The organism is Microbacterium sp. TW_SC_2 (assembly GCF_055361165.1).
This window is the reverse complement of sequence record NZ_CM143952.1, coordinates 2577224-2600828: the sequence shown is the minus strand read 5'-3', so window position 1 is coordinate 2600828 and position 23605 is coordinate 2577224. Positions and strand designations below refer to the sequence as shown.

At 70.0% G+C, this 23605-nt stretch carries 23 protein-coding genes; 14 read left to right on the top strand and 9 right to left on the bottom strand.

Translation table 11 applies throughout. The features are described from left to right. Positions 1 to 28: 28 nt before the first annotated feature. Positions 29 to 1267 carry a PAS domain-containing protein gene (locus ACWA14_RS12605; protein ID WP_463794031.1) on the bottom strand — a complete coding sequence of 413 codons (1239 nt, stop codon included), beginning with the start codon at positions 1265 to 1267 and terminating at the stop codon, positions 29 to 31. Positions 1268 to 1431: 164 nt separating this feature from the next. On the opposite strand from ACWA14_RS12605, the gene ACWA14_RS12600 reads away from it, so the two are divergent. The 8 genes from ACWA14_RS12600 (at position 1432) to ACWA14_RS12565 (ending at position 7891) form a co-directional block, all read left to right on the top strand. Then, entirely contained in the window at positions 1432 to 2445 is a 1014-nt protein-coding gene (locus ACWA14_RS12600) for a Bug family tripartite tricarboxylate transporter substrate binding protein (RefSeq protein ID WP_463794029.1), read from the top strand. 1 nt (position 2446) lies between these two features. Beyond that, complete coding sequence (locus tag ACWA14_RS12595) at positions 2447 to 3010, top strand: tripartite tricarboxylate transporter TctB family protein (RefSeq protein WP_463794028.1); 564 nt, start codon at positions 2447 to 2449, stop codon at positions 3008 to 3010. Further along, positions 3010 to 4557, top strand: a complete 1548-nt coding sequence (locus ACWA14_RS12590; protein WP_463794026.1) for a tripartite tricarboxylate transporter permease — start codon at positions 3010 to 3012, stop codon at positions 4555 to 4557. Before ACWA14_RS12595 ends, ACWA14_RS12590 begins: the two co-directional genes overlap by 1 nt. A 79-nt stretch (positions 4558 to 4636) precedes the next feature. Next, positions 4637 to 5437 (top strand): sulfite exporter TauE/SafE family protein, encoded by an 801-nt coding sequence (locus tag ACWA14_RS12585; RefSeq protein ID WP_463794024.1) that lies wholly within the window; start codon positions 4637 to 4639, stop codon positions 5435 to 5437. A 41-nt stretch (positions 5438 to 5478) separates the two neighbouring features. After that, on the top strand, positions 5479 to 5925 hold the full coding sequence (locus ACWA14_RS12580; protein WP_463794022.1) for an FAS1-like dehydratase domain-containing protein: 447 nt from the start codon (positions 5479 to 5481) through the stop codon (positions 5923 to 5925). Beyond that, complete coding sequence (locus tag ACWA14_RS12575; protein ID WP_463794019.1) at positions 5925 to 6323, top strand: MaoC/PaaZ C-terminal domain-containing protein; 399 nt, start codon at positions 5925 to 5927, stop codon at positions 6321 to 6323. The genes ACWA14_RS12580 and ACWA14_RS12575 overlap by 1 nt, the downstream gene beginning before the upstream one ends. A gap of 14 nt (positions 6324 to 6337) precedes the next feature. Next, positions 6338 to 7468: a UDP-N-acetylmuramate dehydrogenase gene (locus ACWA14_RS12570; protein WP_463794017.1), complete on the top strand. Its 1131-nt coding sequence runs from the start codon at positions 6338 to 6340 to the stop codon at positions 7466 to 7468. A gap of 21 nt (positions 7469 to 7489) precedes the next feature. After that, entirely contained in the window at positions 7490 to 7891 is a 402-nt protein-coding gene (locus ACWA14_RS12565) for a VOC family protein (RefSeq protein ID WP_463794014.1), read from the top strand. A gap of 43 nt (positions 7892 to 7934) precedes the next feature. On the opposite strand, the gene ACWA14_RS12560 is transcribed toward ACWA14_RS12565, so the two are convergent. From ACWA14_RS12560 to ald, 4 genes are all read right to left on the bottom strand, one after another. Further along, positions 7935 to 9134 carry a pyridoxal phosphate-dependent aminotransferase gene (locus ACWA14_RS12560; RefSeq protein WP_463794013.1) on the bottom strand — a complete coding sequence of 400 codons (1200 nt, stop codon included), beginning with the start codon at positions 9132 to 9134 and terminating at the stop codon, positions 7935 to 7937. 106 nt (positions 9135 to 9240) lie between these two features. Beyond that, positions 9241 to 9369 carry a hypothetical protein gene (locus ACWA14_RS12555; protein ID WP_463794011.1) on the bottom strand — a complete coding sequence of 43 codons (129 nt, stop codon included), beginning with the start codon at positions 9367 to 9369 and terminating at the stop codon, positions 9241 to 9243. Positions 9370 to 9482: 113 nt separating this feature from the next. Next, complete coding sequence (locus ACWA14_RS12550) at positions 9483 to 9632, bottom strand: hypothetical protein (protein WP_463794009.1); 150 nt, start codon at positions 9630 to 9632, stop codon at positions 9483 to 9485. A gap of 36 nt (positions 9633 to 9668) precedes the next feature. After that, positions 9669 to 10763, bottom strand: coding sequence for an alanine dehydrogenase (gene ald / locus ACWA14_RS12545; RefSeq protein ID WP_463794007.1), 1095 nt, complete (start codon positions 10761 to 10763; stop codon positions 9669 to 9671). A gap of 131 nt (positions 10764 to 10894) precedes the next feature. Here ald and ACWA14_RS12540 point away from each other — a divergent pair, with 131 nt between their 5' ends. After that, positions 10895 to 11404 (top strand): Lrp/AsnC family transcriptional regulator, encoded by a 510-nt coding sequence (locus tag ACWA14_RS12540; RefSeq protein ID WP_463794005.1) that lies wholly within the window; start codon positions 10895 to 10897, stop codon positions 11402 to 11404. Positions 11405 to 11429: 25 nt separating this feature from the next. Here the strand turns inward: ACWA14_RS12540 and ACWA14_RS12535 are convergent, their stop codons facing one another. The 3 genes from ACWA14_RS12535 to aceA all read right to left on the bottom strand — a co-directional run bounded on the left by ACWA14_RS12535 (position 11430) and on the right by aceA (position 15073). Then, positions 11430 to 11864 carry a hypothetical protein gene (locus tag ACWA14_RS12535; RefSeq protein WP_463794003.1) on the bottom strand — a complete coding sequence of 145 codons (435 nt, stop codon included), beginning with the start codon at positions 11862 to 11864 and terminating at the stop codon, positions 11430 to 11432. Between the two features lie 110 nt (positions 11865 to 11974). Next, positions 11975 to 13630, bottom strand: coding sequence for a malate synthase A (aceB, locus tag ACWA14_RS12530; RefSeq protein WP_463794001.1), 1656 nt, complete (start codon positions 13628 to 13630; stop codon positions 11975 to 11977). Positions 13631 to 13747: 117 nt separating this feature from the next. Next, positions 13748 to 15073, bottom strand: coding sequence for an isocitrate lyase (aceA, locus tag ACWA14_RS12525; protein WP_463793999.1), 1326 nt, complete (start codon positions 15071 to 15073; stop codon positions 13748 to 13750). Between the two features lie 133 nt (positions 15074 to 15206). On the opposite strand from aceA, the gene ACWA14_RS12520 reads away from it, so the two are divergent. Beyond that, complete coding sequence (locus tag ACWA14_RS12520) at positions 15207 to 16658, top strand: helix-turn-helix domain-containing protein (RefSeq protein WP_463793997.1); 1452 nt, start codon at positions 15207 to 15209, stop codon at positions 16656 to 16658. Between the two features lie 18 nt (positions 16659 to 16676). Here ACWA14_RS12520 and ACWA14_RS12515 read toward each other — a convergent pair whose 3' ends face one another. After that, positions 16677 to 18176 (bottom strand): PucR family transcriptional regulator, encoded by a 1500-nt coding sequence (locus tag ACWA14_RS12515; protein WP_463793996.1) that lies wholly within the window; start codon positions 18174 to 18176, stop codon positions 16677 to 16679. 144 nt (positions 18177 to 18320) lie between these two features. On the opposite strand from ACWA14_RS12515, the gene gabT reads away from it, so the two are divergent. From gabT to ACWA14_RS12495, 4 genes are all read left to right on the top strand, one after another. Next, positions 18321 to 19685: a 4-aminobutyrate--2-oxoglutarate transaminase gene (gene gabT / locus ACWA14_RS12510; RefSeq protein ID WP_463793994.1), complete on the top strand. Its 1365-nt coding sequence runs from the start codon at positions 18321 to 18323 to the stop codon at positions 19683 to 19685. Between the two features lie 104 nt (positions 19686 to 19789). Next, on the top strand, positions 19790 to 21172 hold the full coding sequence (locus tag ACWA14_RS12505) for a flavin monoamine oxidase family protein (RefSeq protein WP_463793989.1): 1383 nt from the start codon (positions 19790 to 19792) through the stop codon (positions 21170 to 21172). Next, positions 21172 to 22056, top strand: coding sequence for a universal stress protein (locus tag ACWA14_RS12500; RefSeq protein WP_463793985.1), 885 nt, complete (start codon positions 21172 to 21174; stop codon positions 22054 to 22056). The genes ACWA14_RS12505 and ACWA14_RS12500 overlap by 1 nt, the downstream gene beginning before the upstream one ends. Continuing rightward, on the top strand, positions 22056 to 23597 hold the full coding sequence (locus ACWA14_RS12495; RefSeq protein WP_463793982.1) for an APC family permease: 1542 nt from the start codon (positions 22056 to 22058) through the stop codon (positions 23595 to 23597). The genes ACWA14_RS12500 and ACWA14_RS12495 overlap by 1 nt, the downstream gene beginning before the upstream one ends. The last annotated feature ends 8 nt before the right edge of the window (positions 23598 to 23605 follow it).

Genomic DNA, 23605 nt, shown 5'->3' with positions numbered 1-23605 from the left:
TCAGTGAGCAGCGATCAGCGATCAGCGATCAGCGGGAGCGCGACTCCGCGGTGTCGACCACGCGATAGCGGGTGCTCGGTCGTCCCTTGGTCGAATAGTCCAGCGCGCGGACAGCGCGTCCCGAACTGGCGAGGTGCTCGAGGTAGCGTCGTGCGCTCACCCGCGAGATCTGCAGGTCGTCGCCGATCTCGGACGCGGAGGCCTCGGGGCGAGCGGTGAGGGCGACGACGACACGATCGAGGGTCTCCGCGCTCAGTCCCTTGGGGACGCCGAACCGCTGCCGGAACGCGATGATCGCGTCGGCGGTCTCGACCCGGCGCACGACGTCGTGCAGCTCCGTGTGGTCGCGGAGCAGCAGGGTCGCCTCGACCGCGCTGCCGTCGTCGGCCACGCTCCCCGTGCTGCGGGCGACCAGCACATGGGCGCCGACGATGACCGGGCGCCCCGCCGTCTCGCCTTCGCGCAGCACCGCCTCCAACTCGGAGCAGAGTGCATCCGACGCCTCGGCGCCGTCGAGCTCGCCTGGCCCCGCACCGAGGAAGCGGGCGGCGGCATCGTTGGCCAGGGTGATGCGTCCGCGCTCGTCCACGACGATCACGCCCTCGCTGAGACCGTGCAGAGTCGTCTCCTGGTTCTTCACCAGGGCGGCGATCTGGTGCGGCTCCAGCCGGTAGATGCGACGGCGGATCACCGAGGTCACCCAGGCCGACCCGAACACTCCGACCACTGCAGCGGCGAGCATGGCGGCGATCAGCCCGGTGAGATTGCTCAGGAACTCGGCGTTGAGCTCGGACTCCAGGATCCCGACCGACGCCGTGCCCATCACGGATCCGTCCGCGTCGCGGATGGGCACCTTCACGCGCCACGACGGTCCGAGGGTGCCGGTCTGCGTGCCGACGTAGACCTGTCCGGCGAGCGGCACGGAGGGGTCGGTCGAGACGCGTTCGCCGATGCGATCGGGGTTCGGGTGCGAGTAGCGGATGCCGTCGTCATTGGCGACGACCACGTAGGCCAGATCCGACGCCTTGCGGATCACCTCGGCGACCGGCTGGATCTCCGCGGACGGATCGGCGTCGTCGAACGCCTCGAGGATGGTCGGGAGCTGGGCGATGGACTGCGCCACGGCCTGCATCCGATCCTTGTAGGCCTCACGCAGCGCATACTCCTGGAACGCACCGGCGACGACGCCGGTCGCGAGAGTCACCAGGAACACGATCAGCGCCTGCAACAGGAGCAGCTGAACGCGAAGCGTCATCTTCGAAGCCACTCGCTCATTCTCCCCGCTCCTCCTCGCCGCCGCGAGCGCGCGGGGGAGACGTTCGCGACCAATAGTTTCAGAACCGGGAGCAATAGTTTCCGAAGCTTGAGCGGTGAGACCCGCGAACCCAGGGTGGACGGACAGCACTCACCGATGCTCAAGGAGGAGCAGAAATGAACACAGCACGGATCGGCACCCTGGCCGCCCTCGCGGCGGTCGCTGCCCTGACGATGACCTCATGCTCCGGCAGCGCCGAACCGGCAGCCGACGGGGGAGGCGAGGCCGTCACGGTCACCGACGTCTCGATCGTCGTGCCGGCCGACCCCGGAGGCGGGTGGGATCAGACCGGTCGGGCACTGTCGCAGCTGCTCACCGAGGAGGACATCGTCGGATCGGCCGCCGTCACCAACGTCGGCGGAGCGGGAGGCACGGTCGGTCTGGCTCAGCTCGCGAACGAGCGCGACCCGAACACGCTCATGGTGATGGGCCTGGTGATGGTCGGCGCGGTGGAGACGAACGCGTCCGCCGTACGGATCGAGGACATGACGCCGATCGCCCGGCTGACCGATGAGCCGCTGGTCGTGGTCGTCCCCGCCGATTCCGAGTACGACACCCTCGAAGACCTCGTGGAGGATGTCGTCGACAACGGACAGGCCGTCACGATCACCGGCGGATCCGCCGGCGGGGCCGATCACATCCTCGCCGGACTCATGCTCGAGGAGGCCGGGCTCGACGGCGGCGACATCGCCGAGAAGCTCAACTACACGCCCAACTCGGGCGGCGGTGAGGCGACCTCGTTGATCCTCGGAGGCAAGGTCTCGGCCGGTATCTCCGGAGTGGGGGAGTTCCTCCAGCACATCGAGGCGGGCACGATGCGCGCGCTCGCCGTGTCGTCGGAGGACGAGGTCCCCCAGCTCCCCGACGTCCCCACCATCACGGACTCGGGATACGACGTGGTGCTGACCAACTGGCGCGGAGTGATCGCGCCGGGCGGCATCGACGACGCGCACCGCACGGAGCTCGAGCGCATCGTCACCGAGCTGCACGACTCCGCATCCTGGACCGAGGAACTCGAGACCCGGGGCTGGGCGGATGCCTTCCTCACGGGAGCGGAGTTCGAGGACTTCCTCGCCTCCGACATCGACGAGGTCACCGCGACGCTGAAGAACATCGGCCTGGTCGGCTGACATGGCGCCCGGGTCTCTGCAGGGAGGCCCCGAGGAGGTGCGGGTCGGCGTCGGCCGACCCGCACGTCTCGTCGGGTCACTCCCGGTGGGCGAACTGATCTTCGCCCTCCTCATGGTCGCGCTCGGCGTGTTCGCCCTGATCGGCGTCTTCGCGATCCACGTGCCGGTCGGCTCGCAGGTCGGCCCCACGGTCTTCCCGATCTTCGTGGCGGTGCTGCTGCTCGCCTCCGCGGTCGCGGTCGTCGTCGGCATCCTGCGCGGTGAGCGCGGTGTCCCCGAGGACGGCGAGGACGTGGACCAGTCGCTTCCGACGGACTGGATCACGCTGCTGAAGATCGCCGCCCTGCTCGTCGCCCATCTCGTGCTGATCGAGCCGCTCGGCTGGGCTCCGGCCGCTGCCCTGCTGTTCGCCGGGGTCGCGTGGGCGCTCGGCGCGAAGAAATGGTGGCGGGCGCTGCTCGTCGGTGTCGCGCTGGCGCTGATCGTGCAGGTCGTCTTCGGTGGGCTTCTGGGGCTCTCGCTGCCCTGGGGACCGGCACTCGGCTGGCTCGGAAGGATGTTCTGATGGACAGCTGGAATCTCCTGCTCGAAGGCTTCGCCACGGCGCTCCAGCCGCAGTACCTGGTGTTCGCGTTCTTCGGCGTGCTGATCGGGACGGCCGTCGGCGTGCTCCCGGGCATCGGGCCGGCCATGACGGTCGCGCTCCTGCTGCCGCTGACCTACACGCTCGACCCCACGGCCGCGCTGATCACCTTCGCGGGGATCTACTACGGCGGCATGTACGGCGGGTCGACGACCAGCATCCTGCTGAACACCCCCGGGGAATCCGCCTCGATCGTCACGGCGATCGAGGGACACAAGATGGCCAAGCTGGGCAGGGGCGCCGCGGCGCTCGCCACCGCCGCCCTCGGCTCCTTCGTCGCCGGCACGCTCGCGACCATCGGGCTCACCCTCCTCGCCCCGGTGCTGGCGCAGTTCGCGGTGAACCTGGGACCGTCGGACTACGTCGCCCTGATCGTGGTGGCGTTCGTCACCGTCGGCGCGCTGATGGGCTCGTCCGTGCCGCGCGGACTGCTGTCCCTCGGCGTCGGTCTGTTCCTCGGCCTGATCGGCACCGACCAGCTCTCCGGGCAGCAGCGCTACACGCTCGGACTCCTGCCGCTCGCCGACGGCATCGACATCGTGCTCGTCGCCGTCGGGCTGTTCGCAGTGGGGGAGACCCTCTACATCGCCGCGCGTCTCCGGCACGGCGCGATCGATGTGATCCCGGTCAGCCGCGGATGGCGCAGCTGGATGACCCGCGACGACTGGCGACGCTCGTGGAAGCCGTGGTTGCGGGGAACGGCGATCGGCTTCCCGATCGGCACGATCCCCGCGGGCGGCGCCGATGTGGCGACCTTCCTGTCGTATGCGACGGAGCGGAAGCTGTCGAAGCGCCGGGACGAGTTCGGCCGCGGAGCCATCGAGGGCGTCGCGGGACCGGAGTCGGCGAACAACGCCGCCGCCGCCGGGGTGCTCGTGCCGTTGCTGACGCTCGGGCTCCCGACGACGGCGACCGCCGCGATCATCCTCACGGCGTTCCAGTCCTACGGCCTCCAGCCGGGGCCGATGCTGTTCACGAGTCAGTCGTCGCTGGTGTGGGCGCTCGTGGCGAGCCTCTACATCGGCAACGTCATCCTCCTCGTGCTCAACCTCCCGCTGGTCGGGATGTGGGTGAAGCTGCTGCAGATCCCCCGTCCTTACCTGTACGCCGGCATCCTGCTCTTCGCGGCTTTCGGGGCGTACGCGCTCAACTACTCGGTCGTGGACATCCTGATCCTGCTGATCATCGGCGTGCTGGGCTACTTCATGCGGCGCTACGGGTTCCCGGTCGCGCCGCTCGTCGTCGGCATGATCCTCGGGCCGATGGGGGAGGCGCAGATGCGGCGGGCGCTGCAGTTGAGCCAGGGCGACCTGAGCACGTTGGTCATGCAGCCCTTCGCCGCCGTCGCCTACGCGGTGCTGGCGCTCCTGATCGTGGGCGGGCTGTGGCTGCGACGCCGTCAGCGCCGCTACGAGCAGGCGCTCACCGAGTCGATCGCGGTGCCGATCCGCTCCGACTCGGAGGTCTGAGGACACCGGGGGGCGGCGGGGCGCGGGAGTAGGCTGGAGATCCTGCGGCCGCCGACCGGTCGCGGGAGAGGAACGAAGCGTGAACGACGTCGCCGCCGGACGGAATCGGGGGCCGCGAGCGTACGCGGCGTTCATCGGCATCGGCCTGCTCGCCGGTCTCCTCTCCGGATTGTTCGGGGTCGGGGGCGGCACCGTGATCGTGCCGCTCCTCGTCCTTCTCCTGCACTTCGATCAGCGCATCTCGGCCGGCACCTCGCTGGCGGCGATCGTGCCCACCGCGAGCGTCGGGGTGATCTCCTACGCGGTGTCGGGCTCCGTCGCCTGGGTGCCGGCGCTGATCCTCGCAGCGGGAGCGGTGGTGGGAGCGCAGATCGGCACCCGCCTCCTCCCGCGCATCTCGCAGACGGCCCTGCGGTGGGGGTTCGTCGGATTCCTCGTCGTCGTGATCGTCTCGCTGTTCCTCGTGATCCCCTCCCGTGATGCGGAGCTCGTGCTGAGCTGGCTCACCGGACTCGGGCTGCTGGCCGTGGGCGTCGGCACCGGAGTCCTCGCCGGGCTCATCGGCGTGGGCGGCGGAGTGATCGTGGTGCCGGTGCTCATGCTGGTGTTCGGTACCAGCGACCTCATCGCCAAGGGCACCTCGCTGCTCATGATGATCCCGACCGCGATCTCCGGCACCATCGGCAATCTCCGTCACCGCAACGTCGATCTGCTCGCGGCGGCGTTGATCGGCCTCGCCGCCTGCACCACGACCGCCCTCGGCGCGTGGATCGCGACGCTCATCGAGCCGGGTGTCGGCAACATCCTGTTCGCGGCCTATCTCGTCGTGATCGCCCTGCAGATGGCGCTCAAGGCGGTGCGGGGTCGGCGGAAGCCCTGAGTGGCCCCGCGGGTGTCGACGGCCCTCGGTAGGATCGAGGGGTGCCAGTGAACACTGATCTGATCGGCCGGGAGTTCCCGCCGACGCCCCCGTACCTGGTCGGACGCGAGAAGGTCCGCGAGTTCGCCCGCGCCGTCTTCGCCGACGCTCCGCAGCACACCGACGTCGAGGCGGCCCGTGCGGCCGGATTCGCCGACGTCGTGGCGCCGCCCACCTTCGCGATGGTCATCCAGGATCTGACGCTGCAGCAGCTTCTCGGACTCGAGGACTCGGGCATCGTCCTCGCCCGCACCATCCACGCCGAGCAGCGGTTCACGTACTCGCGCCCGATCGTCGCGGGCGACGAGCTCGTCGCCCGGCTCAGCGTCACCGGCATCCGCACGATGGGCGGGAACGCGCTGATCACCAGCGAGGCCGACATCACCGATGTCGACGGCGCCCATGTCGTGACCGCGACCAGCGTGCTGCTGGTCGGAGAGGGGGAGTGATGCCGTACGCCGTCGGAGACACGATCGCCGAGCGCACCGTGCACCTGGACCGGGAATCGCTCGTCCGCTACGCCGGAGCATCCGGAGACTTCAATCCCATCCACTACCGCGACGACGTCGCGGCATCCGTCGGTCTTCCCGGCGTCCTCGCGCACGGCATGCTCACGATGGGCATCGCCTCGTCGGTCGTCGTCGCCGCCCTCGAGCCGGGCACCCGCATCCTCGACTACGGGGTCCGCTTCACCAAGCCGGTCGTGGTCGATCCCGTGGACGGCGCCGACGTGCACGTGCTCGCGACGGTCGGTGCGGTCGACGAGGAGTCCGCCCGTATCGACCTGAAGGTCACGTTCGCCGAGACCACGGTGCTCGTCAAGGCACAGCTGCGCGTCGCGCTCTGATGGGGCGATCCGACATGCGCGAGATCGCACCGATCCCTCTCGCCGAGCTCACCACGCTCCGCACCGGCGGGGCACCCGAGCGGATGCTCGAGGCCCGCACCACGGAGGAGCTCGTCGAGGCGCTCCGCGACACCTGGGCGCGGGGCGAGGACTGGTTCGTCCTGGGCGGCGGGTCGAACCTGTTCGTCGGCGACGAGGCGTTCGAAGGCACCGTCATCCGTGTCCTGACCTCCGGCATCGAGGAACTGCCCTCGCCGCACGCGGGGCGGATCCGCCTGCGCGCGCAGGCCGGTCATGGGTGGGACGCCTTCGTCGCCTACGCCGTGGAGCACGGGTATGCGGGTCTCGAGGCGATGTCCGGCATCCCCGGCACCGTCGGAGCCTCCCCGGTGCAGAACATCGGCGCCTACGGCCAGGAGGTCCAGGAGACCCTGGTCGAGGTCGAGTTGATCGATGAGAGCGACGGCGAGATCTCCACCGTCCCGGCCTCCGAGCTCGGACTCGGATTCCGCACCTCCGTCTTCAAGCACCACTACGGCAGCGTGCCGCAGCGGCGTGCGGTGATCCTGTCGGTGACGGTCGATCTGGTGGTGGCGAACGAGCGCGTCGTGCGCGGCGAGCAGCTGCGACGGGCGCTGGGCCTCGCTGACGACACCCCGGTGCCGCTGACCTGGGTGCGCGAGCGCATCCTCGCGACCCGCGCGTCGAAGGGGATGCTGCTCGATGACGACGACCCCGACACGCACGGCGTCGGCTCGTTCTTCCAGAACGCGATCGTCGCGGAGTCCGTGGCCCGGGCGCTGCCGCCCGAGTGCCCCCGGTGGCCGGTCGCGCCGGATCTCGATGCGGTCACCGTGATCCCGCTCGCCGCCTACGACGGCGTCTTCGAGGTCCCCCGGCGCGAGCCCACCGACGTCAAGGTCAGCGCCGCCTGGCTGATCGAGCAGGCCGGAATCCGCAAGGGTTTTTCGCTGCCGCGTTCGCGTGCCTCGGTGTCGACCAAGCACGCGCTCGCGCTCACCAACCGTGGCGGAGCGCGCGCAGCGGAGGTCGCCGAACTCGCCCGTTTCATCCAGAGCCGCGTGCACGCCGAGTTCGGACTCGTGCTCCAGCCCGAGCCGGTGCTGATCGGCGTCGACCTGTAACGCGCGGGCTACACTCGCCGCATGAGCGGACTGATCCCGTACCTGTTGTTCCCCGGCAACGCCGCGGAGGCGATGCGTCACTACCAGTCGGTGTTCGGCGGCGAGCTGAAGCTGTTCGACTATGCGCAGCTCGACCGGCATGACGGTCCGAGCGACGCGATCGGTCACGCGATGCTGCAGGGCGTCGTCGAGCTGTCGGGCGCGGATGCCGGGATCGACGACGATGCGGTGCAGATGAGCGGCATGTTCCTGTCGCTGCTCGGTACCGCGGACGCCTCGACCCTGACCGGGTGGTTCGCGGATCTGTCCGTCGGGGGTCGCGTGATCGATCCCTTGCAGCGGCGTCCCTGGGGCGACTGGGACGGCACGCTGGTCGACCGCTACGGCATCCGCTGGCTCATCGGCTACCAACCTGAGGAATGACACGGACGCCTGACCCGGCACTCGGCCGGATCAGGCGCCGGCGTCAGGCGAACAGGCGCTGCAGTCGCTGCACGCCTTCCAGGAGGGCGTCGTCGCCCAGAGCGTAGGAGAGGCGGAGGTAGCCGCTCGGGCCGAAGGCCTCACCGGGCACCACGGCGACCTCGGCCTGCTCCAGGATGAGGTCGGCGAGCTCGAGGGAGGTCGTCGGCGTCACGCCGCCCCAGGTGCGGCCGAGCAGACCCTGCACGTCGGGGTAGACGTAGAACGCGCCGAGGGGGTTCGGGACCACGATGCCGTCGATCTTCGACAGCTCCGCCACGATCAGGCGGCGACGACGGTCGAAGGCCTCGCGCATCTGCTCGGCCTCGGTCTGAGGCCCGTTGAGGGCGGCGATCGCGGCCTTCTGTGCGACGTTGTTCACGTTGCTCGACAGGTGCGACTGCAGGTTCGCGGCGATCTTGATCGCATCGGCGGGACCGACCATCCAGCCCACCCGCCAGCCGGTCATGGCGTAGGTCTTGGCGACGCCGTTGACGAGGATCGTCTGGCCGGCGACCTCGGGCACGGCCTCCACGATCGAGGTGGCCTTGACCCCCTCGTAGGTGAGGTTCTGGTAGATCTCATCGCTGATGACCCAGATGCCGTGCTCGAGCGCCCATTCGCCGATCGCCGCGGTCTCCTCGGCGGTGTACACGGAGCCCGTGGGGTTCGACGGCGAGACGAAGACCAGCGCGGTGGTGCGCTCGGTGCGCGCGGCCTCGAGCTGCGCGACCGTGACCTTGTAGTCCTGGTCGGCTCCCGCGAACACCTCGACGGGGGTGCCGTCGGCGAGACGGATGGCCTCGGGGTACGTGGTCCAGTACGGTGCGGGCAGCAGCACTTCATCGCCCGGGTTCACCACGGCCTGGAACGCCTGGTAGACCGACTGCTTGCCGCCGTTGGTCACGATGACCTGGCTCGGGGAAACCTCGAGGCCGGAGTCGCGCAGCGTCTTCGCCGCGATGGCCTCGCGCAGCGCCGGGAGGCCGGCCGCGGGCGTGTAGCGGTAGCTGGCGGGGTCGGCGAGCGCCTCGGCCGCGGCATCCACGATGAACTGCGGCGTCGAGAAGTCGGGCTCACCGGCGGCATACGAGATGATCGCCCTGCCTTCGGCCTTGAGAGCCTTCGCCTTGGCGTCGACCTTCAGGGTCGCCGACTCGGCGATCGCGGACAGTTTGCGGGAGAGAGGAGCGCGTTCGGTCACGACTACGAGCGTACTCGGGTGGGCCCGCCGGATGCCGGGCGCGTCGCCGTCAAGATCCGCGGTTCTTTCGGATTCCGGCGGTCCGCCTGCGCGCGCCCGGCAGAGGCTAGTCCCGGATCTCCCACCAGAAGGAGAGCAGGAGCAGCGGTCCGCTGATGAGCGCGGAGAACAGTCCCGCCAGCAGTACGAGAGCGGCGATCGTCACGCTGAGCGTGGCGAGCAGCCGCAACACCATCCGCGCGGGGAGCGGGAGAGTGCGTTCTGTCTCGTCGTCCGCGTCCGCGTCCGGCGCGTCGCGACGCTCTCGGTCATCTCGCCTTTGCGCTGCCCTCGGCGCGCCCGGTCTCGTCACTCGCGCCATGCCGCGAAGAGTATCAGCGGCCAACCCAAGAAGAGAGTCAGTGCGAGTCCGGCGCCGAGGTGCGCGAGCAGCCGCAACAGCATCCGAGCGGGCAACGGGAGCGAGCGCTCCACCTCACCCTCGGCCGTCGGCTCCATAATCTGATGTTAGCGATCGTGCGCTCCGGCGCCGGCTCAGGCGGTGGCGAAGCCGTGCGCCTGAGCGACGGCGTCGAGCACGATGCGTCCCCCGTGCACGTTCAGCCCCTTGGCCAGTGCGGCGTCGTCGGCTGCCGCACGGTCCCAGCCCTTGCCCGCGATCGCCGAGACGTAGGGGAGCGTGGCGTTGGTGAGCGCACGCGTCGCGGTCTCGGGCACCGCGCCGGGCATGTTCGCGACGCAGTAGTAGATCGAGTCGTGCACCGCGAAGGTCGGGTCGTCGTGCGTGGTCGGACGAGATCCCTCGAAGCATCCGCCCTGATCGATCGCGATGTCGACCAGCACCGAGCCGGGCTTCATCGTCGCGACCATGTCGTCGGTCACGAGCTTGGGAGCCGCGGCACCGGGGATCAGCACCGAGCCGATCACGAGGTCGGCGGTGGCGAGCTCTTCGGCGATGTCGTAGCGGCTCGAGGCGCGGGTCTCGAGGGCGCCGCCGTACCGGTGCTCGAGCTCGCGCAGACGGGGCAGCGAGATGTCGATCACGGTGACCTTCGATCCGAGACCGAGCGCGTTCGCCGCGGCGTGCTCTCCGGCGACGCCTCCGCCGATCACGACCGTCTTGGCGCGCGGGGTGCCGGCGATGCCGCCGAGCAGGGTGCCGCGGCCGCCGTTCGAGCGCAGCAGGGCGTACGAGCCCATCGTCACAGACAGGCGGCCGGCGATCTCGCTCATCGGCACGAGCAGTGGCAGACTGCGATCGGGGAGCTGCACGGTCTCGTACGCCACGGCGGTGGTGCCGGCATCGACCAGAGCGGTGGTGAGGGCGCGGTCCGCGGCGAGGTGCAGGTACGTGAAGAGGGTGAGGTCGGGGCGCAGGAAGCCGTACTCCGGGGCGATCGGCTCCTTGACCTTGATCAGCAGATCGGCGGCGCCCCACACCTCGGCGGCGGAGTCGACGATCTCGGCACCGACGGCGCGGTACGCGTCATCCGTGATGCTCGAGCCGAGCCCGGCGCCGGACTGCACGAGCACCCGATGTCCTTCGTGGACCAGGCGGTCGGCTCCGGCAGGTGTCAGAGCGACCCGGTTCTCGTTGTTCTTGACCTCGGTCGGTACGCCGATCTTCATCGATCCTCCATGTGTCGCGTCCGGGGGGACAGTGCGGGCGTGCGTGAAGACAGAATCGCAGAAACGTCGGCGCTCCAACAGATTCTCTGGTGAAGATTCGTGTCGAGAGGAAATCCTGAATAATGCTTCGTATGGATGAGGCAGATCGGGCCGCTGGGCCGAAGACTCTTCGGGCGCCGGCGCTCGACGCGATCGACGCCGAGATCGTGCGGCTGCTCAGTCGCGACGGGCGGATGACGAACGCCGAGCTGGCCGGCACCCTCGGCGTCGCCCCGTCGACCGCGCATGCGCGACTGCGGTCGCTGATCGATCGCGGCGTGATCACGGGATTCCACGCGAGCGTGGACGAGCGGATGCTGGGCGCCGGACTGCAGGCGATCATCGGCGTGACGCTGCGCCCGAGCGGGCGGCGGGAGAGCATCGTCGAGTTCGCGGAACGTGTGCGAGTCCTGCCGCAGGTGATCCAGGTGTTCTTCCTCGGCGGCGATGACGACTTCCTGCTGCACATCGCTGTGGCCGACTCGTCGGAGATGCGCGAGTTCGTGCTCGAGCACCTGTCGGCGCAGAGCAGCGTCGCCTCGACGCGCACGAGCATCGTCTTCGACTACCACCGCAACTCGGTGGCCAGCTCGTTCGCGTGACCCGGCCTCCGGCGGCCCGCGCCGGTCAGGCTCCGAAGGAGGCCGGCAGCGCGCAGTAGTCGGCGAAGCGGCGGGTGGGGGCGTCGGGGTCGGTGACGTCGACCAGAGCGGAGGACACGCTGTGCGGAGCCTCGTCGCCCGCGAGCTGCCAGAGGGTGAAGTTCCACATGCCGCGGGCGGACTCGTCCAGCAACGCGGCGGGTCCCGAGACGACCAGCACTCGACCGTCCTGCGGTGCCGTCCGGAAGGGGGTGATGACCTCCGCGCGCAGTGCGGTCAGCTCGCCGTCCTCGGTGTGCGCGCGTTCGACGTGCTGCCCCGCGGCCTCGAGAGCCGCCGCGAGATCGTCGGCCGTGCGTCGCGAGCGCCCGGCATCCGCTCCGGCGACCGCCAGGAGGCGGTTTCCGCGGGGGTAGAGGTGGAGGAACTCGCCGGCGATACCGGTCCACGCGTCTGTCATGGACCCAGCCTACGACCGCCGGAGACGGCGGGCTCCGATCGGATCGCAGCGCCGAGCCCCCGGTCGCCGCCGCGTGGACGGAGATCGGGGGCTCGGCCGACCGGGGAGGGTCAGTCCTCGTCGATCAGGTGCTTCGCGTACGCGCCGAGCGTCAGGAACGCCGGGAAGTCCTCCCGCAGCGACACCTCGCGGAAGATGTCCGCCGCATCGTCGAAGCGGTCGCCCGCGCTGCGGGTCGTGGAGGCCAGCACCTGACGGATCAGCCCCTCGACGTACTCGACCGTGATGGGCGTTCCCTCCTGCGTGGTGCGGTCCTGGTGGATCCACTGCCACACCTGCGAGCGGCTGATCTCGGCGGTCGCGGCATCCTCCATCAGGTTGTCGATCGCCACCGCGCCCAGCCCGCGCAGCCAGGCCTCGAGGTAGCGGATCGCGACCGAGACGTTGTCGCGCACCCCCTGGGCGGTGATCGGCCGTCCGATGTGCAGGTCGAGCAGGTCGGCCGCCTGCACGTGAACGTCGTCGCGCCGGCGGTCGACCTGGTTCGGTCGGTCGCCGAGCACCGCGTCGAACTCGGCCTGCGCCGTCGGGATCAGGTCGGGGTGGGCCACCCAGGTGCCGTCGAAGCCGTCCCCGGCCTCGCGCTTCTTGTCGGCGGCGACCTTCTCGATCGCCCGCGCCGTCGCCTCGGGGTCGCGCCGGTTCGGGATCGAAGCGCTCATGCCGCCGATCGCGAAGGCACCCCGCTTGTGACAGGTCTGCACGAGCAGCTCGGTGTAGGCCCGCATGAACGGCACGGTCATGGTGACCTCGCTGCGATCCGGGAGCACGAAGCGGGCGCCGCGCCCGCGGTAGTTCTTGATGATCGAGAAGATGTAGTCCCAGCGCCCGGCGTTGAGGCCGGCGCAGTGGTCGCGCAGCTCGTACAGGATCTCGTCCATCTCGAAGGCCGCGGGCAGCGTCTCGATCAGCACGGTCGCGCGGACCGTGCCGTGCGGGATGCCGATGTACTCCTCGCTGAACGTGAAGATGTCGTCCCACAGCTTCGCCTCTTCGCTGGACTCGATCTTGGCGAGGTAGAAATACGGACCGCGGCCGCCGTCGATCAGCGCCTGCGCGTTGTGCAGGAAGTACAGCCCGAAGTCGACGAGGGAACCGGATGCCGCGGTGCGCCGACCCGCCCGGTCGGTGAACTGCACGTGCTTCTCCGGCAGGTGCCAGCCGCGGGGCCGCATCACGATCGTGGGGGTGCGCTCCGCCGTGACGCGGTACTCCTTGCCCTCCGGCGAGGTGAAGCTCAGCTCGCCGCGGATGGCGTCGCGCAGCGAGAGCTGGCCCTCGATCACGTTCTTCCAGGTGGGGCTGGTCGCATCCTCCTGGTCGGCGAGCCACACCCGCGCCCCGGAGTTCAGAGCGTTGATGGTCATCTTCGGGTCGGTCGGCCCGGTGATCTCGACCCGGCGGTCCTCGAGCCCGGGGCCCGCGCCGGCGACACGCCACTGCGCATCGTCGCGGATGTGGGCGGTGTCGTCGCGGAAGCGCGGGTCGTGCCCGTTGCCGATCTCGAAGCGGCGGCGCATCCGGTCGGCGAGCCGGTCGTGGCGGCGCGACGCGAAACGGTGGTGCAGCTCGGTGAGGAACGCGATCGCCTCGGGGGTGAGGATCTCGTCGTAGCGCTCACGGAGGGGTCCGGTGATCGTGATCGCGGGACCCTGCTGGGTCGTCGGGATCGGCGCGGTGGTCGGGGGAGCGGTGGGAGTGGTCATGATCGTGAGTCCTTTGCGGTGTGGTGGCCCTTCGTCTCGTCGCTGCGCTCCTCGCTCAGGAACCGGCCCGGTGGGCGGACGGCTCCTGAGCGAGCGGAGCGAGACGAAGGATGCGGGTCAGTGGAACTGTGCGGCTTCGGTGGAACCGGCGAGGGCGAGGGTCGCGCTGTCGGGGTTGAGCGCGGTGGAGATGACGTCGAAGTAGCCGGTGCCCGCCTCGCGCTGGTGCTTGGTGGCGGTGTAGCCGTCGGCCTCGGCGGCGAACTCGGCTTCCTGCAGCTCGACGTACGCGCTCATGGCGCGATCGGCGTAGCCGCGGGCGAGATCGAACATGGAGTGGTTCAGGGCGTGGAAGCCGGCCAGGGTGATGAACTGGAACTTGTAGCCCAGATCGGCCAGCTCCTGCTGGAACGTCGCGATCTCGGCATCCGTGAGGTGGCTCTTCCAGTTGAAGCTCGGCGAGCAGTTGTAGGCGAGCAGCTTGCCCGGGAACTGCGCGTGGATCGCCGCCGCGAACTCCCGGGCGAGCGCGATGTCGGGCTCGCCCGTCTCGACCCAGAGCAGATCGGCGTAGGGGGCGAAGGCGAGGCCGCGGCTGATGACCGACTCGATGCCGGGGCGGATCCGGTAGAAGCCCTCGGTGGTGCGCTCGCCGGTGGTGAATGCCTGGTCGCGCTCGTCGACGTCGCTGGTGAGCAGGTCGGCGGCGAGAGCGTCGGTGCGGGCGATGATGACGGTCGGCACCCCGGCGACATCGGCGGCGAGACGCGCGGCGTTGAGCGTGCGGACGTGCTGTGCGGTCGGCACGAGCACCTTGCCGCCCAGGTGGCCGCACTTCTTCTCGCTCGCGAGCTGGTCTTCCCAGTGGATGCCGGCGGCACCCGACTGGATCAGCGACTGGGCGAGCTCGTAGGCGTTGAGCGGGCCACCGAACCCGGCCTCGGCATCCGCGACGATCGGTGCGAGCCAGTCCTGCGTGATCGCTCCCTCCGCGTGCTCGAGCTGGTCCTGGCGGATCAGGGCGTTGTTGATGCGCCGCACGACCGCCGGCACCGAGTTCGCCGGGTACAGCGACTGGTCGGGGTAGGTCTGGCCGGCGAGGTTGCCGTCAGCGGCGACCTGCCAGCCGGAGAGGTAGATGGCCTTGAGTCCGGCGCGCACCTGCTGCACGGCCTGCCCGCCCGTGTAGGCGCCGAGCGCTCGGACGTAGTCCTCGGTGTGCAGGAGGTTCCAGAGGTTCTCGGCCCCGCGGTGGGCGAGAGTCGATTCCTCACGGACCGAGCCGCGGATGCGGATGACGTCGTCGGCGGTGTACGTGCGCTCGACGCCGTCCCAGCGGGGATCGGTGTCCCAGATCTCCTGCAGCTCGGCCGCCGTCTGCACCTGGTCGCCGGCGCGCAGGCCGGCGGGGCGGGGTGCGGGGGTTCCTGTGGTGTTCGTCATGGTGTCTCCTCGGTCGATCCGGCGGCGATGCCGGTGTGGCGTGTTCCCACTGTGTGTGAAGTTCCGGCCATCCGCTGACCGATCCGGGAGAGAAGATCGCACGAAATTCTGTTTCTGTGACAGAATCGCCGCCATGAGCACCTCCGCAGGCGAAGAAGACGCCGACTCCCTCACGATCGGCCGGCGCATCCGTCAGCTCCGCACCGCGCGGGGCATGACCCTGGAAGACCTGGCGGCGGCGGTCGGGCGGGCGCCGAGCCAGCTCTCGATGGTCGAGACGGGCAAACGCGAGCCCAAGCTCACGCAGCTGCAGGCGATCGCCCGCTCGCTCGGGGTGACGATCGACGCGCTGCTGGAGGGCGAGCCCCTCGACGAGCGCAGCGCCGTGGAGATCGCGCTGGAGCGCGCCATGAAGGGGCAGACGTTCCAGGCGCTCGGGATCGAGCCGTTCCGCATCGCGAAAAGCATGCCGACCGAGGCTCTCAAAGCGCTCCTCGCGCTGCAGGGCGAGATCGATCGCCTGCGGGACGAACGTGCCGCGACCCCCGAGGAAGCTCGCCGGGCCAATGTGGAGCTCCGGCACCTGATGCGGCGTCAGGACAACCACTTCGCCGACCTCGAGACCACGGCGTCCGAGATCCTCCGCGCCGTCGGGCATCCGGGCGGGCCGCTCACGCAGCGCACGGCATCCGAGATCGCCGCCCACCTGGGATTCACGCTGCACTACGCGCCTGACCTGCCGCAGACGACGCGCAGCGTGGCGGACCTCGCACACGGGCGGCTGTACCTGTCGAGCCGTGTCCCGGCCAAGGGTGATGCGCGCACGGCGGTGCTGCAGGCGCTGTCGAGCCGGATGCTCGGGCACTCCGAGCCCCGCAGCTACGCCGAGTTCCTGCGTCAGCGGGTGGAGACGAACTACCTCACCGGCGCGCTCCTCATCCCCGAGGCGCACGTGGTGCCCGCTCTGATCGACGCGAAGGCGCGGCGATCGATCTCGATCGAGGATCTGCGCGACGCCTACTCGGTGTCGTACGAGACGGCGGCCCACCGCTTCACCAACCTCGCGACCCGGCACCTCGACATCCCGGTGCACTTCCTGAAGGTGCACGAGTCGGGCACGATCACGAAGGCGTACGAGAACGACGACGTGAACTTCCCGACCGACCGCCTCGGTGCGATCGAGGGGCAGATGTGCTGCCGCCGGTGGACGAGCCGCGTCGTGTTCGACGAGGACGACCGCTTCAATCCGTACTACCAGTACACCGACACGGGCAACGGCACCTACTGGTGCACGGCCCGCGTCGAGGCATCCAGCGAGGGACTGCACTCGGTCAGCGTCGGGGTGCGCTTCGACGACACGAAGTGGTTCGTCGGGCGCGACACCGTGCACCGCGGGGTCTCGAAGCACTCGGTCGAGGTGTGCTGTCGCCGGGCGCCCGCCGACCTGGAGGAGCGCTGGCGCGAGCACTCCTGGCCGAACGTGAAGACGCCGCGCACGCTGCTCGCGACGCTGCCGACCGGTTCGTTCCCCGGCGTCGACACCACCGACGTCTACGAGTTCCTGGAGGCGCACGCGCCGGGGTGAGGGGTGAACGGCTGACGTTCAGTCGCGGGCGGTCTGCAGCAGGGCCCACAGCTCGGCGCGCGCGGGGAACGACGACAGATCGCTGCCCAGCAGCGCGCCCGCCGACGCGATGCGCGCCCGGAGCGTGTGCCGGTGCACCCCGAGGGCTGCGGCGGCCGGCTCCGCGCGGGCGTCGTGTTCGAGCCAGCAGCGCAGCGACCGCTCGAGCTCGCCCCCGGTGCGGGCGTCCTGCGCGCGCAGCGGTGCCAGTCGGGACTCCGCGACCAGACGCGCCTCGTCGGTGGCCAGGGCGCTGAGGATGCTCGATCCCACGGTGTCGGCATAGCGCTCGGCTCCCGCCGCGCCGCGCTGGCGCAGCGCCGCGAGGGCCTGGGCGTGCGCGCGGGAGAACGCGTCGTAGCCCTCCGGTTCCGAGACGCCGAGACGGATGCCGAAGCGTTCGGCCAGCTCGTCGAGAAGCCCGTCCTGCGTCGCCGAGACGCAGAGCGTGAGGCCGTCCTCGGACTCGGCCAGGAAGAAGGGAGTGCCGTGCTCCGTGCGCTGGCGTTCCCACCAGTCCGCGACCGCTCCGGCCGGGGCGTCCGAGGCCACCGCGACCAGGACGGGTGCCTGCGGCAGCGAACCGAGAACGCGGCGCGCGAGGCCGGGATCGTCCTCCTGCAGGGAGCCGAGGAGCTGGGTGTGCAGACGTCGACGGCTGCGCGCCAGCTGCGCGCTCTGCTCCATGGCCAGACCCGACATCGCGATCACCGACGTGACGACCGAGCGCGCTTCCTGGTCGAGAGCATCGGTCGCGAGCGCGATCACCCCGCGCAGGTGGCCCCCGCGGCCGATCGTGAACAGCATGAACGTCTCCTCGCCGATCGTGAGGGACTGCCCTGCCTCGAGCCCGCGCGTGAGGATCTCCATGACGCGATCGCCGAGGAGGGTGAGCGCGCCGGCATCGATCGTGTCGCGCGGGTGGGCGGAGAGCAGCGAACCGGCGGCGTCGAACATCCCGGCCCAGACGCCGAGCCGGCGCGCGAGCTCGGTGAGGGTGGCGCTCAGCCCGTGCGGACGCAGCGCGGCGAGAGCGAGGGCGCGCTGACTGTCGAGAGCCCAGGAACGACGCGCGTAGGCCTGCGCCGCGATGGCTTCGGAGTGCGCGCGGGCGACCGCGATGAACGGCGTGCGATACGGCACCTCGAACAGCGGCAGACCGCGCTCCGCGCACGCGGCGAGGAGCTCGTCGGGGATGCCGGCGCGATGCACCTCCGTGCCGAAGCCGAGCCCGAGCACCCCACGATCGATCAGTCGCGCGACGTAGGTGTCGGCGGCATCCGTGTCGTCGAACTGCGTCCCGGTCGTGAGCAGGACGAGGTCTTCCGCGAGGAAGGGGGTGGGGTCGGCGAGATCGGAGCTGTGCACCCAGCGCAGCGGACGGTCCAGCGCGCCCTCGAGCAGGGATCCCTCCGGCGACACCAGTCGCAGTCCGAGGTCGCGGCGCCGGAGGAGGACGCGCAGGGTGGGTTGTTCCATGTCGCTCCCGTCCTGTTCCGCCGTCGGCCTCCGCCCGGGAGGTGGTTCGACCCTGCGCCGGAGTGTACGCGGCGGCAGAACTCTCCTCCAGATTGTACAGTCCGGCGAATGCGCACCGCGGCGGCGTCGCCGTACGCTCGCGGCATGGCTCTCCTCGACACCACTGCTGTTGCCGTTCCCCTGGGCGGACCCGAACTTCCTCAGGAGCGACGTCTCGTCACCGCTCTTCCCGGCCCGCGCTCGGCCGAGATCCTCGCCCGCAAGGCGGATGCCGTCGCCGCGGGCGTCGGGCACACCGTGCCGGTCGCGACCGTGGCCGCGGGCGGCGGCGTCGTGGTGGACGCCGACGGGAACTCGCTGATCGATCTGGGATCCGGCATCGCGGTCACGACCGTGGGCAACGCGCACCCGAAGATCGCCGCCGCGGTGGCCGCCCAGGCCGCGCAGTTCACGCACACCTGCTTCATGATCTCGCCCTACGAGTCCTACATCGAGGTCGCCGAGGCGCTGAACCGGGTCACCCCCGGTGCTTTCGCCAAGAAGAGCGCCCTGTTCAACTCGGGCGCGGAAGCGGTGGAGAACGCGATCAAGATCGCTCGCAAGTTCACCGGTCGCCAGGCGGTCGTCGCCTTCGACCACGGCTACCACGGCCGCACGAACCTGACCATGGCGCTCACCGCCAAGTCGATGCCCTACAAGAGCGGCTTCGGGCCGTTCGCCCCCGAGGTCTACCGGGCGCCCACGTCCTACCCGTTCCGGGACGGTCTCGCCGGGCCCGAGGCGGCGGCCCGTGTCATCCTGCAGCTCGAGAAGCAGATCGGCGCCGACAACCTCGCCGCCGTCATCATCGAGCCCATTCAGGGCGAGGGCGGCTTCATCGTCCCGGCCGACGGCTTCCTGCCCGCGATCGTGGAGTGGTGCCGCGCGAACGGCGTGGTCTTCATCGCCGACGAGGTGCAGACCGGCTTCGCCCGCACCGGACACATGTTCGCGAGTGAGATCTTCGGCATCGAGCCCGACCTGATCACCACGGCCAAGGGCATCGCGGGAGGACTCCCGCTGGCGGCGGTCACCGGCCGCTCCGAGATCATGGACGCCTCGCACGCGGGAGGTCTCGGCGGCACCTACGGCGGGAACCCGATCGCCTGCGCCGCAGCGCTCGCCGCGATCGACGTGTTCGAGAACGACGGCGTGATCGAGCGTGCTCGCGAGATCGGCGCGATCCTGACCCAGCGCCTCTCCCGGATGCAGGAGCAGGACGCCCGCATCGGCGACATCCGCGGACACGGCGCGATGATCGCCGCCGAGTTCGTGGATCCGGAGACGAAGGCGCCGGACGCCGCGCTCACGGCTGCCGTCGCGAAGGCCTGCATCGCGCAGGGCGTGATCGTGCTCACCTGCGGAACCTACGGCAACGTCATCCGCTTCCTCCCTCCTCTCGCGATCGGAGACGCCCTGCTCCACGAGGGTCTCGACGTCGTCGCGGAAGCGCTCGCCGCCAGGGAGTGACGACCCGGTCGCCCCGCGCGACCCCCTCACACGTCCGGTCGCGACCCCAATCGGGGGATTGTCGGGTCGCGACCGGCACATTCATCCCAACGAAGGAGAAGCAGATGGCTGAGATCACCCGGGACGTGCTCATCGTCGGCGCCGGAGCCGCAGGGCTCACCGCGGCGAACGACCTGCGGAAGGCCGGCCTCTCGGTCGCCGTCCTCGAGGCACGCGATCGCGTCGGAGGACGCCTGTGGACCGACGTCATCGACGGCGCCATGCTCGAGATCGGTGGCCAGTGGGTCTCGCCCGATCAGGATGCGCTGATCGACACGGTCGAGGAGCTGGGGCTCGAGACCTTCAGCCGCTACCGCGACGGCGACAGCGTGTACGTCGGCCCCGACGGGGTCGCGTCGCGGTTCACCGGGGAGATGTTCCCGGTCTCGTCCGACACCGAGCGGGTCATCGCGGAGATCACCGAGCGCCTCGACGCCATGGTCGCGGAGATCGACCCCGACCGCCCCTGGGCGCACCCGAAGGCCGCGGAGTGGGACTCCATCACGTGGGACGCCTGGCTGCGCGCCCAGACCGACGACGACGAGGCGGTGCTGAACCTCGCCTTCGCGACCGGTTCGGCGATGCTGACCAAGCCGACGCACTCCTTCTCGCTGCTGCAGTCGCTCCTGATGGCGGCATCCGCGGGCTCCTACTCGCATCTGGTCGACGCGGACTTCATCCTCGACAAGCGCGTGGTGGGCGGCCTGCAGCAGGTGCCGGTGCTCCTCGCCGAGCGCCTCGGCGAGGACGTGCTCCTGAACCAGCCGGTGCGCAGCCTCGAATGGAGCGAGAACGGCGTCACCGCCACGACCGACGACCTCACGGTGAGCGCCCGGTTCGCGATCCTCGCGCACGCACCGGTGCTGTACAGCCGCATCGCCTTCGTGCCGCCGCTTCCCCGCCGCCAGCACCAGCTGCACCAGCACATCTCGATGGGCTTCGTGATCAAGGTGCATGCGGTCTACGACCGTCCGTTCTGGCGTGAGCAGGGCCTCAGCGGCACCGCGTTCAGCCCCTATGAGTTATCGCACGAGGCGTACGACAACACCAACCACGGCGACACGCGGGGCACGCTGGTGGGCTTCGTCTCCGACCACAACGCCGACGACCTGTTCGCGCTGTCGGCAGAGGAGCGCAAGGAGCGCATCCTCGAATCGCTCTCGCACTACTACGGACCCGAGGCCAAGAACCCCGTCGTCTACTACGAGAGCGACTGGGGCAGCGAGGAGTGGACGCGCGGTGCCTACGCCGCGAGCTTCGACATGGGAGGTCTGCACCGCTACGGCGCCGACCTGCGCACCCCGGTCGGCCCCCTCCACTTCGCCTGCAGCGACATCGCGGGCGCCGGATACCAGCACGTCGACGGCGCGATCCGGATGGGGCGCCTGGTCGCCTCGCAGATCGTCGAGTCGAGCCGCGCCGGCGGCGACACGGCTGCGAGCCGGTGATGACCGGCGCGATCGTCGTCGGCTACACGGCGACCGACAGCGGAGCCGACGCGGCGGCGCTCGGGGCTCGCCTCGCGCGCAGCCTCGGGGCCACGCTGCACCTGGTGATCGTGCTGCCGACGGAGGGAACGCGCAGCGCGGCGGTCCCACCCGAGCGCGCCTACGAGGATCACATCCGCCGACAGGGCAAGAAGTGGCTCGAGGCCGCGCTCGTCCGGCTGCCGGCGGAGCTGACCCGCAGCGGTCACGTGCGCTTCGCGGAGTCCTTCGCCGAGGGGCTGATCGCCGCCGGCGAGGAGTTCGGCGCCCGTCTGATCGTGGTCGGTGCCGCCGGCGGCGGTCTCTTCGGACGCCACCGGCTCGGCAGCGTCGCCTCCGAGCTGCTGCACTCCTCGACGATCCCGGTCGCCCTCGCCCCCGCCGGCACGGCGGGTCAGGACGACCACGTCATCCCGCGGGTCACGGTCGCGGTCGGCACCCGCCCCGGCGCGGACAACCTGCTCGACGAGGCGACCTCGGTCGCGGCTTCCGCCGGTGTGGGGCTCCGCCTCGTGTCGCTCGTGCCCTTCGACGTGCCGCCCGGTCTCGACACCGGTGCGATCCGCCTGGCCGGCACCACCCACGCGCACGACGTGCTCGCGGTCGCGCAGGAGATCCTGCCCGGCGACCTCGGCGCGGTGATCGAGGAGGCCCCCGGCGACACGGTCGAGGATGCTGTCGCCCACCTGTCCTGGCTTCCCGGCGAGGTCATCCTCGTCGGCTCGAGCAGGCTCGCGCAGCCGCGCCGCCTGTTCCTCGGCTCGACCGCAGCGAAGATGCTGCACGAGCTGCCCGTCCCGATGATCGTCGTCCCGCGTACGCGCGCCGAAGCAGGAGACCGCTGATGAGCAGCAGCAACCGGGCGACGGAGCCCGCAGCAGTGACCACGGGGATCTCGAGCAAAGGGCTGAGCGCCGGCACCGTCGGGCTGATCGGTGCCATCGTGATCGGCATCTCGTGCATCGCCCCGGCCTACACCTTCACCGCCGCGGTCGGCCCCGTGGCCTCCACGGTCGGCCCGCAGATCCCGGCCATCATCCTGGTCGGGTTCATCCCGATGCTGCTGGTCGCCTTCGGCTACCGCGAGCTGAACAACCGCATGCCCGACTCCGGCACCTCGTTCACCTGGGCGACCAGGGCGTTCGGACCGTGGATCGGGTGGATGGCCGGATGGGGCCTGGTGGTCGCCACCATCCTCGTCCTCTCCAACCTCGCCGGTATCGCGGTGGACTTCCTCTTCCTGTTGATCTCGCAGATCAGCGGCAACCCCGACGTCGCCGGACTCGCGAGCAACACCGGCATCAACATCGGCGTCTGTCTGCTGTTCATGCTCGCCGCGACCTGGGTCTCGTACCGCGACATGCAGACGACCCAGAAGCTGCAGTACTGGCTCGTGAGCTTCCAGATCATCGTCCTGGTGTTCTTCGCCATCGCCGCGATCGTGCAGGCGGTGAGCGGCAACGGTTTCGACTTCCAGCCGTTTGACCTGAACTGGTTCAACCCCTTCGCGATCACGTCGTTCAGCGCCGTCGCCGCCGGTCTCTCGCTGTCGATCTTCATCTTCTGGGGCTGGGACGTCACCCTCACCATGAACGAGGAGACCAAGGACCCGGAGAAGACGCCGGGCCGCGCGGCCACGGCCACCGTCCTCACGATCGTGTCGCTGTACCTGCTCCTCGCGGTGGCGATGATCATGTTCGCCGGCGTCGGCACCGGGGAGCTCGGTCTCGGCAACGAGGACATCCAGGAGAACGTCTTCTTCCACCTCTCCGGCCCCATCCTCGGCCCGCTCGCCTTCCTCGTCTCCCTCGCCGTCCTCACCAGCTCCGCGTCCTCGCTGCAGTCGACCTTCGTCGGCCCGGCCCGTACGCTGCTCGCGATGGGGCACTACGGCGCGCTGCCGAAGTCGTTCGCCAAGGTCAGCCCGCGCTTCTTCACCCCGGGTTACGCGACGATCGTCTCGGCGATCGTGGCCTCGGCGTTCTACGCGGTGATGCGCGTCGTGAGCGAGGACACCCTGTGGGACACGATCCTCACGCTCGGCATGATGATCTGCTTCTACTACGGGCTCACCGCCTTCGCGTGCGTCTGGTACTTCCGCAAGCAGTGGTTCGACTCGACGAGGAACGTGTTCTTCACGTTCCTGTTCCCGCTCGTGGGCGGTGTGATCCTGGCGGTGCTGTTCTTCACCACCCTGATCGATTCGATGGACCCGGCCTATGGCTCCGGCTCGCAGATCGGCGGTGTCGGCATCGTCTTCATCCTCGGGATGCTCATCATCGTCGTCGGCATCGTCGTGATGATCGTCAACTTCATCCGGCGCCCGGCCTTCTTCCGCGGCGAGACACTCGGCACCGACGCTCCGCCGAGCCTGCGTCGTCGTTGATCCCCCTT

Bases quoted from the DNA above. Each gene is read 5' to 3' on its own strand.
- ACWA14_RS12535 (WP_463794003.1), bottom strand. From the start codon at position 11,864: ATGACAGACGCGTGGACCGGTATCGCCGGCGAGTTCCTCCACCTCTAC.
- ACWA14_RS12505 (WP_463793989.1), top strand. From the start codon at position 19,790: ATGGCTGAGATCACCCGGGACGTGCTCATCGTCGGCGCCGGAGCCGCA.
- ACWA14_RS12515 (WP_463793996.1), bottom strand. From the start codon at position 18,176: ATGGAACAACCCACCCTGCGCGTCCTCCTCCGGCGCCGCGACCTCGGA.
- ACWA14_RS12565 (WP_463794014.1), top strand. From the start codon at position 7,490: ATGAGCGGACTGATCCCGTACCTGTTGTTCCCCGGCAACGCCGCGGAG.
- ACWA14_RS12590 (WP_463794026.1), top strand. From the start codon at position 3,010: ATGGACAGCTGGAATCTCCTGCTCGAAGGCTTCGCCACGGCGCTCCAG.
- ACWA14_RS12575 (WP_463794019.1), top strand. From the start codon at position 5,925: ATGCCGTACGCCGTCGGAGACACGATCGCCGAGCGCACCGTGCACCTG.
- ACWA14_RS12520 (WP_463793997.1), top strand. From the start codon at position 15,207: ATGAGCACCTCCGCAGGCGAAGAAGACGCCGACTCCCTCACGATCGGC.
- gabT (WP_463793994.1), top strand. From the start codon at position 18,321: ATGGCTCTCCTCGACACCACTGCTGTTGCCGTTCCCCTGGGCGGACCC.
- ACWA14_RS12600 (WP_463794029.1), top strand. From the start codon at position 1,432: ATGAACACAGCACGGATCGGCACCCTGGCCGCCCTCGCGGCGGTCGCT.
- ACWA14_RS12500 (WP_463793985.1), top strand. From the start codon at position 21,172: ATGACCGGCGCGATCGTCGTCGGCTACACGGCGACCGACAGCGGAGCC.
- ACWA14_RS12555 (WP_463794011.1), bottom strand. From the start codon at position 9,369: ATGGTGTTGCGGCTGCTCGCCACGCTCAGCGTGACGATCGCCGCTCTC.
- aceA (WP_463793999.1), bottom strand. From the start codon at position 15,073: ATGACGAACACCACAGGAACCCCCGCACCCCGCCCCGCCGGCCTGCGC.
- ald (WP_463794007.1), bottom strand. From the start codon at position 10,763: ATGAAGATCGGCGTACCGACCGAGGTCAAGAACAACGAGAACCGGGTC.
- ACWA14_RS12595 (WP_463794028.1), top strand. From the start codon at position 2,447: ATGGCGCCCGGGTCTCTGCAGGGAGGCCCCGAGGAGGTGCGGGTCGGC.
- ACWA14_RS12570 (WP_463794017.1), top strand. From the start codon at position 6,338: ATGCGCGAGATCGCACCGATCCCTCTCGCCGAGCTCACCACGCTCCGC.
- ACWA14_RS12495 (WP_463793982.1), top strand. From the start codon at position 22,056: ATGAGCAGCAGCAACCGGGCGACGGAGCCCGCAGCAGTGACCACGGGG.
- aceB (WP_463794001.1), bottom strand. From the start codon at position 13,630: ATGACCACTCCCACCGCTCCCCCGACCACCGCGCCGATCCCGACGACC.
- ACWA14_RS12550 (WP_463794009.1), bottom strand. From the start codon at position 9,632: ATGGAGCCGACGGCCGAGGGTGAGGTGGAGCGCTCGCTCCCGTTGCCC.
- ACWA14_RS12540 (WP_463794005.1), top strand. From the start codon at position 10,895: ATGGATGAGGCAGATCGGGCCGCTGGGCCGAAGACTCTTCGGGCGCCG.